Annotated in this window: 7 protein-coding genes; 2 read left to right on the top strand and 5 right to left on the bottom strand. The window is 67.5% G+C overall.

Features of this window, described 5'->3' with window-relative positions; all coding sequences use genetic code 11:
• A partial coding sequence (locus JHC79_RS06490) for an endonuclease/exonuclease/phosphatase family protein (RefSeq protein ID WP_296389348.1) occupies positions 1-563 on the top strand: 563 nt, incomplete at its 5' end.
• 29 nt (positions 564-592) lie between these two features.
• Here JHC79_RS06490 and JHC79_RS06485 read toward each other — a convergent pair.
• The 3 genes from JHC79_RS06485 to JHC79_RS06475 all read right to left on the bottom strand — a co-directional run bounded on the left by JHC79_RS06485 (position 593) and on the right by JHC79_RS06475 (position 3,972).
• Positions 593-1,891, bottom strand: coding sequence for an HNH endonuclease signature motif containing protein (locus JHC79_RS06485; protein WP_296389347.1), 1,299 nt, complete (start codon positions 1,889-1,891; stop codon positions 593-595).
• A gap of 228 nt (positions 1,892-2,119) precedes the next feature.
• Positions 2,120-2,818 carry a response regulator transcription factor gene (locus JHC79_RS06480; RefSeq protein WP_296389346.1) on the bottom strand — a complete coding sequence of 233 codons (699 nt, stop codon included), beginning with the start codon at positions 2,816-2,818 and terminating at the stop codon, positions 2,120-2,122.
• The gene (locus JHC79_RS06475) at positions 2,815-3,972 is read right to left on the bottom strand and encodes a histidine kinase (protein WP_296389345.1); all 1,158 of its coding nucleotides are present in this window, start codon (positions 3,970-3,972) and stop codon (positions 2,815-2,817) included. Before JHC79_RS06475 ends, JHC79_RS06480 begins: the two co-directional genes overlap by 4 nt.
• Positions 3,973-4,145: 173 nt before the next feature.
• On the opposite strand from JHC79_RS06475, the gene JHC79_RS06470 reads away from it, so the two are divergent.
• Positions 4,146-4,715 (top strand): hypothetical protein, encoded by a 570-nt coding sequence (locus tag JHC79_RS06470; RefSeq protein ID WP_296389344.1) that lies wholly within the window; start codon positions 4,146-4,148, stop codon positions 4,713-4,715.
• A gap of 15 nt (positions 4,716-4,730) precedes the next feature.
• Here JHC79_RS06470 and JHC79_RS06465 read toward each other — a convergent pair whose 3' ends face one another.
• Positions 4,731-5,801 (bottom strand): alpha/beta hydrolase, encoded by a 1,071-nt coding sequence (locus JHC79_RS06465; RefSeq protein WP_296389343.1) that lies wholly within the window; start codon positions 5,799-5,801, stop codon positions 4,731-4,733.
• A gap of 190 nt (positions 5,802-5,991) precedes the next feature.
• Positions 5,992-7,101: a hypothetical protein gene (locus JHC79_RS06460; protein WP_296389342.1), complete on the bottom strand. Its 1,110-nt coding sequence runs from the start codon at positions 7,099-7,101 to the stop codon at positions 5,992-5,994.
• Positions 7,102-7,103 lie beyond the last annotated feature (2 nt).

Genomic DNA, 7,103 nt, shown 5'->3' with positions numbered 1-7,103 from the left:
TTGCCGATGGCGGCGACGACTGGGGTTACGGTCAGCAGCGGGACCGCCGCAAGGTGATCTTGTGGTCGAGGTGGCCACTCACCGACATCGAGCGCATCACCACGGGCGGGGGAGCCGGCCGTGTGATCAGCGCACTCACCGCTGCGGCGAACGGGCCGATACGCATTCTCGCCGTGTGTATTCCGTGGTCGCGAGCCCATGTAAGCACCGGGAGGCGAGACGCCACGACATGGTCGGAGCATCTCGACTGTCTCGACCAGCTCGAGGCCTTTGTCGCCCGCTTCGACGCGACCGTTCCGACCGTTGTGGCCGGGGACTTCAACCAACGTGTCCCTCGAGGGAGGCAGCCGGTCAGTGTCGCCGCACGGCTCGCCGAAGTCCTCGACCGGTGGGTTGTCCACACCGCGGGTGACGTGGAGCACGGCCCGCTGATCGATCACATCGCGTCCGATCTGATGTGTACGGAAATGCGCACCTGGCCGGGGCACTCGGAGGGCCATCGTCTCAGCGATCACTCCGGGGTGGTGTGTCGGCTGGCTCTGTCACCGGACTCGCTGCCCTAGACACGCCGATCGCGCTCCGCGGAGCGCGATCACGCGGCGATCGGAGTTGTCAGTTGACCTTCTCGCCATTCCCAAGCCGCGTAGAGCACTTCGAGGGTGTAGCCGAGATCGAGTCGTCCACCGCCGACGGGCTCGACCGCGTCGGGTGCGATGTGGGCGTCTGGCCGCCAGTTCGCCGGCGCCTGCGTGGCCGGGGCGACCTCGATCAGCGAGCCATCGGTGCGGTGGAACGAGAACTGTTGTGCCCCCAGGGCGCGGATCGAGAACCCCCCGTGGTGCAACGCACGGTGATGCGTCGAGCACAGCATGATGAGGTTGTCGGGATCGGTGGTGCCGCCGTCTCGCCAGAACCGGACGTGGTGTGCATGCAGATGACGCGTCCGACCGCACCCCGGATGTCGACATCCGCGGTCGCGTTCGAACACCACCCGCAGCAGAGCACGCGTGGGCAGACGCCGCTTGCGACCCATCTTGAGGGCGACACCCTTGCGGCCTTTCCTGTGTGTGACCCGCCGGGTCGACCCGCCGCACGAGGCCTCGTCGACCTCAGCGCCGGTGATGGCCGGCCCGGCATCGAGATGCGCCTGAGCAGAATCAGCGTCGGCGTCTGTCTCACTGTGGATCACGACCTCCGCGCCGGGTGCGAACTCGGGCATCGCGATCACGGTCTGGGCGGTGTCGGCCATCGCGACCACCGCGTCAGCGATGTTCGACGGGACGTGGCGCCACAGATCGACCGCTCCACTCGCGCTCCGCGGAGCGCTGTCACCCGAGGTGTCGTCGGAGTCAGGGAGGGGCACATCGGGGTCGTCGGCGGTGCGGGTCCGTTCGTATTCGCTGCGCACCACACCGGCGAGGAATCGCGCTCCGTCGACGGGCGCGAGACGCATCGTGACCGCGAGCGTCCCGTCGTCGTTCCACCGCCATTGAGCAGTCGATTCGATGTGGCCACTACGTGATTCGTCCTCGCTCCGGTCGATGTGTCTGATCGATCGGACGATCTTCTCGACCTGTGCTGCGGTCGCCGACAGCGCCACCGACACCAGTTCCTCTTCGCGGTCCGGGGTCGCCACCCGCGTCAGAGCACGCACCTTCGAGTACGACAGCCGGCCCTCGGCGAACGCCTCGTGCATCTGCGGCAGGTCGTGCAGTGCATGGGCGATACGCAGATGATCCTGCGCCGCGCGCAGCGACAACCCGGTGCGCCACGACAACCAGTGCGCGCACGAATTGATGCCCTCCCCGGACCACACCCCACGGGTGTCGAACTCTCGCAGCAGATCGAGGAACCGGGCGGTCAGGGCCGCGATCTGACTGGCGTATCCCACGACGCGCTCGGTGAGAGCCCCATCTGACAGGCCGCCCGGGCTCGCGTGATCGAAGATGTCGTGAGCGTCGTCCCCGCTCTCCGCGGAGCGTTTCGACGCAATGGCTGTGACCGTCATGTTTTCCCCCGATGACATGCAGTTATGTACTGCGGTGATGGTATCGAGGACCACTGACAACCAGAGTGGCGCGCGCTCCGCGGAGCGCGGCTCCGGCGGGACCGTTCCGATCTACTCCGAGACGAGCCCGTGCCGGTAGGCGTAGGCGACCGCCTGGGCGCGGTCGCGCAGGGCCAGTTTGGCGAACACGTTGTTGATGTGGGTCTTGACGGTGGACTCGCTGACGAACAACGTCGCCGCGATCTCGCGGTTGGTCGATCCGTCCGCCATGTGCGTCAACACCTCTCGTTCACGGGTGGTCAGGGAGTCGAGTCCCGGGTCGTTCGCAGGGGCGGTGGCAGGATCGTCGGCACCGGCGCGGGCACCGCGAAGAAGTCGTTGCTGCACAGTGCGATCGAGCACGGACTGTCCGGCTGCCGCGGATCGGATCGCCGCGGCGAGCTCGTGGCGGTTGGCGTCCTTGGTCAGATAACCGCGCGCGCCGGCGTCGAGCGCACGGAAGACCGACTCGTCGTCATCGAACGTGGTGAGCACGATGACCGGCAACTCCGGGTTCTCGCCCAGCAGCGTGCGGGTGGCGTCGGCGCCGTCCATCACCGGCATCCTCAGGTCGGTCAGGACCACATCGGGTCTGTGTTCGCGCACCGCGTCGACCAGTGCGGCGCCGTCGGCGGCGGTGGCGACGATCGAGAGGTCCGACACCAGATCCAGCATCGCCGCCAGCGCGTCGCGAATGGTGGCCTGGTCATCGGCGATGACCACGCGGATCGGCTCGGTCGGATTCGCGGCTGCGGTCGGACCAGTGGTCACAGGTCGACCTCCACGCGCACGGTCCAGCTGCGCCCGTCGCCCACGACCGTGAGCCGCGCGCCGATCTCGGCCGCCCGCTCGCGCATTCCCGTCACACCGACACCGGCACCGTCGTCGAACACCTGATCTCCCGTCGTCGCGTTGACCACCTCGATGGTCAGTAGATCAGTCCCGAATTCGACGGTCACCGTAGTGGGCGCACCGGGGGCGTGTCTGCGCGCATTCGTCAACGCCTCGCCGACGATGCGTTCGAGGTGTCCGCTGGTCTGGCTGTCGATCGCCCGCGGTCGGCCGGTCACCGTGACCGTCTCGGTGCTGCCCAGCGACATCGCCTCGATGGTCGCGACGAGGTCGCGGCGTTCGTCGCGCAGCGCGTAGACGGCTTTGCGGGCCTCGACGAGCCCGTCGGTCACCAGGGTCTGGGCGACGGCCACCGCCTTCCGTCCGGCGTCGGCCCGACCGTCCTCGAGGAGCGCGTCGGCGAGGTTGAGCTGCATGTTCACCCCCGACAGCGAATGGGCGAGGACGTCGTGGATCTCGCGGGCCACCCGCGCCCGCTCGGCGAGCACCTGGGCTCGACTCTCCGACGCCACGGCACGCTCGGTCTGCTCCACCTTCTCCCTGGCGAGGCGTAGCGCTTCGCTGCGGTCACGGCGCGTCATCCCGATGAGCACGGCGAGTCCCACCATCAGGGCCCAGTAGGGGATGCCGTCGTAGTGGACTGCCGTGGCGAGAAACGCGGTCGCCGAGGTGATCACGGCGATGGTCAGTGCCGGCACCGGGGTGAATCGAAAGCCCGCCGTGCCGGCGATGATCGGCGCGAAGGCCGTTGCGGCACTGGACGAGTCGAACCCGAACAGCAGACCGGCCACCACCGCGCCGATGAGGGTGGCCACGAAGCTCTGCCGGAACGCCAGGACGTTCGACGGCAACAGCCGCAGCGACATCGCGAACGAACCCACGATCATCAGGATCAGCCCGTAGAGACCCGAGCCCGACAAGCCGAGCGGCGAGACGGTGAACCACGCCCAGACAACCACGACAACGTTGATCAGTGGCAGCAGCCGGACCATCGTCGCATCGGTGATCCCCGCGCCCTGGTGACCGTCGGCCGGTACGGGCGGGGCCAGTCGGGACAGGTTCGGAACGCGCATAGGTGAACACGATGCCATCGACCGGGCGCATTCGTCCTCCACCCGCGGGTGGAGGGATTTCTCCACCCGGGCTCCACTGCGGGGTCGATCCGCTTTCGGCCGCGTCGCAGCAGAGTTGATCTCGAGCGACACACCGGTCGCACCGGCCCACCGGGACAACCCAAGGAGTAACGATGTCCGACCTCACGCAGGCAGTCGAGATCAGCGGCGGAATCTTCGCCCTCATGATGGCCACCCAGTACGGCACAAGGCATTTCGGATGGCACAAGATCGCCCTGCCCATCCTGGCCGTGTCCGGATTCGGCTACTCCTACCTCAAGGACGCACCCACCGACCACAACTCGGTGCTGCTCTATCTCGTCGGCGCGGTGATCGGAATCGTGTTCGGTGCGTTGGCCTACGCGTCGACCGCGATGTGGGCCGACCGGACCACCGGGCAGATCATGACCCGCTGCGGCGGCGCGTTCGTCGCCGTCTGGCTCGTCGCGATGGTCGCGCGGATCGGATTCGTCTGGGCCGTGTCCGACATCCCGACGTTCCAGAACTGGGTCGGTGAACACATGATGTCGATGCACCTCACCGCCGAGGCGATCGCACCGTTCTTCGTGATCTGGGCGCTGACCATGGTGGCGGTCCGGGTCGTCGGTCTCGTCTCCCGGTCCCGGGCACTGCGCACGCAGTTGGCCGCCACGCAGGGTGCAGCGGTCTCGCCGGTCACCTCGCCGGTGATGATGACCCGCTGATCAGTGGTCAGATCGTCACGCGCCGCCGCGGTCCTCGACCGCGGCGTTCGCGCGTGGTCGGTCGAACTGGCGGGTGACAAACGATGCCGCGGCCCGGACCGCTCGAGCAGACTCCGGCGCGAACAGCGGGAACATCTGGAACACGTGGGTCTGATCGGGCCAGATCTGCAGCTCGCTGCGTCCGCCCGCCGCGGTCAGGCGGTGGTGGATGTCGCGGGCGTCGTCGGCCATCACCTCGAGAGACCCGGCCTGGATCAGCGTCGGCGGCAGCTCCATGTCCGGTGTGACGGGGATGGTCAGCCGTGGATGATCATCGGCGATGTCCCCGAGATACATCCGGATGACGTTGGCCCCGAGCCGCGCATCGATCATCGGGTCACGGTGTCCGCCGTTCTGCCGGGCCAGCGACAATCCGAAGGTCGGGTCGGACAGCGGCGAGAACAGCACCATGGCGCGGGGTTGGCCGATGCCGAGAGCGTGGTTGTGGGCGAGCAGATCGAGCGCCATGTGACCGCCGGCCGAGTCGCCGGCGACGACGATCTGGTTCTGCGAATAACCCTTGTCGAGCAACCACTGGTACCCCGCGATGGCGTCGTCACCCGCGGCGGGGAACCGGTGCTCGGGCCCGAGCCGGTAGTCGAGGCTGAACGCGGGGAGACCGGTGAGCGTCGACAGGCGTGACACCAGCCCGCGATGTGTGCGGGGAGAGCAGACGACGAAGCCGCTGCCGTGCAGGTAATAGATGATCGTGCCGCCGGGCGTGACGCCCCGACCGTGCACCCATTCGCCCCGCACGCCGTGCCGCTCGCGAACCTGCGAGACCGATGTTCCACGTGGAACCGGACTCAACCGGATCATCGACTGGTTGACGACCGGGCGATACGCCTTGATCATCGCGGGGGAGGGGGCTGTGCGGGCGTCCACCGAACGCAGCCCGAAGCCCGAGCTCAGAGCCGGTATGGCCAGCCCGAGATAGCTGTTGAGGGTGCGGGATCGGCGGGATCCGCGGGTCGAGTGCCAGGGCATGTCGGCGTCCTCGCCGACCGGTTCTCGGCCCGACTCGGGCCCGTGGGCGGTGAAGACCATCGAAGCGAATCCCTCTCGTCGCGCGGGACATCGTTCCCCGGACCCGCGTTTCGACGGTAACGCCGCGGGTCGGTACGTGCGGGCGATCGGCCGATAAAGTGAATCAGACGTCAGATGTCACAGACATCGGGTTGCGGACCTGTCGGGTGTCACGGAATCCCGACAGGGAATCACCGTCGAACACTCTCGCTCATCTGATCGCCTTGTAGGCGGCGGTGACGGCCACCGCCATGCGTTCGGCGGTGGCGCAGTCCGTGCCGTCGACCTTGACCGAGTCGACGAGGTCCTCCGTGTCTTTCTCGCTCACGTCGAAGATCTTCAACGTCGTCCACGACGTGGTCGCGATGCGGGGTTGATCGTCGCCCAGACGGACTTCCACGTTGCACTTGGTGTACTGGTTGATCCCCTCGCTGCCGGGGACACCGAGAACGCGCATCGAGCTGTAGCTGTCGTCGTAGAGGAGGGTGTCGGTGTCGGGTACGAGGCGAATGCCCACTGTCGCCTTGTTGTCCTCGTCCAGCATCGACCCGCCCGTCAGCGAGATCTGACACTGGGTGGTGTTAGTGAACTGGTACTGCGACTCTGCCGTGAGCGAGGTCGCCTTGGGGAACTTGTCCAGCACGCCGGCGATGGCCGTGCAGGGGTCCAGCCGTGCGCCTTTCGAGCGCATCACGCCGGTTGCGGGTGGGGTGGCCATCCGCAGTCGGGGAAGCGATGCGGTGATGACCCCTCGGATGGGGCCGCAGACGTCGACCGCCGGACCGAACAGTTGCGTCTGCCCGGCCTGCGAGGTCCGCAACCCCACGAGGAGACCGGTCGCCGACTTCACGCTGAGAGTGCAGCTGGCGCCCAGGCGGTCCGCGTAGACGCCGGTTCCGGCGATCATCTCGCTTGGTTTCCTGTTCGGCTCCAGGATGGCCCCGGTCTCGACCGTGAAGGAATCGATCCCGAGTGGGGTCTTCGTCGGATTGAGGTTGAACGCGCATCCGACCGGGCCGGTCAGTGAGGTCGGTCCTACGTAGAGCGGTGCCGAGAGGAAACGATTGACCGCTGCCGGATCCACGAAACCGCATGCGTCGATGGTCCGGTACTTGTCCATCAACTCGTAGCGCTGTCGTTGTTCGGCAGGCAGTTTCGCTCGGTAGTCGGGCAGAGCGGGTGCCGCCGCGACCGGCTGCCCGGTCTGCCCGGAGGCGGGGAGCGATCGGCCGTCGGGCGACAGGCCCGAACCCCCGCCACAGGCCGAGGCCATCAGGACAAGGCACACCGAAAGTGTCAGTACCGCGGGTCGCCGGCGCATGG

The sequence above is a fragment of the Williamsia sp. genome, from assembly GCF_016462415.1.
Classification (GTDB): domain Bacteria; phylum Actinomycetota; class Actinomycetes; order Mycobacteriales; family Mycobacteriaceae; genus Williamsia_A.
Note: the sequence above shows the minus strand (reverse complement) of the source record. Positions and strands in the feature narration are given on the sequence as shown.

What these genes read in the sequence shown, in the direction of transcription:
- JHC79_RS06475 (WP_296389345.1), bottom strand. Translation starts at nt 3,972, where the DNA reads ATGCGCGTTCCGAACCTGTCCCGACTGGCCCCGCCCGTACCGGCCGAC.
- JHC79_RS06470 (WP_296389344.1), top strand. Translation starts at nt 4,146, where the DNA reads ATGTCCGACCTCACGCAGGCAGTCGAGATCAGCGGCGGAATCTTCGCC.
- JHC79_RS06465 (WP_296389343.1), bottom strand. Translation starts at nt 5,801, where the DNA reads ATGGTCTTCACCGCCCACGGGCCCGAGTCGGGCCGAGAACCGGTCGGC.
- JHC79_RS06460 (WP_296389342.1), bottom strand. Translation starts at nt 7,101, where the DNA reads ATGCGCCGGCGACCCGCGGTACTGACACTTTCGGTGTGCCTTGTCCTG.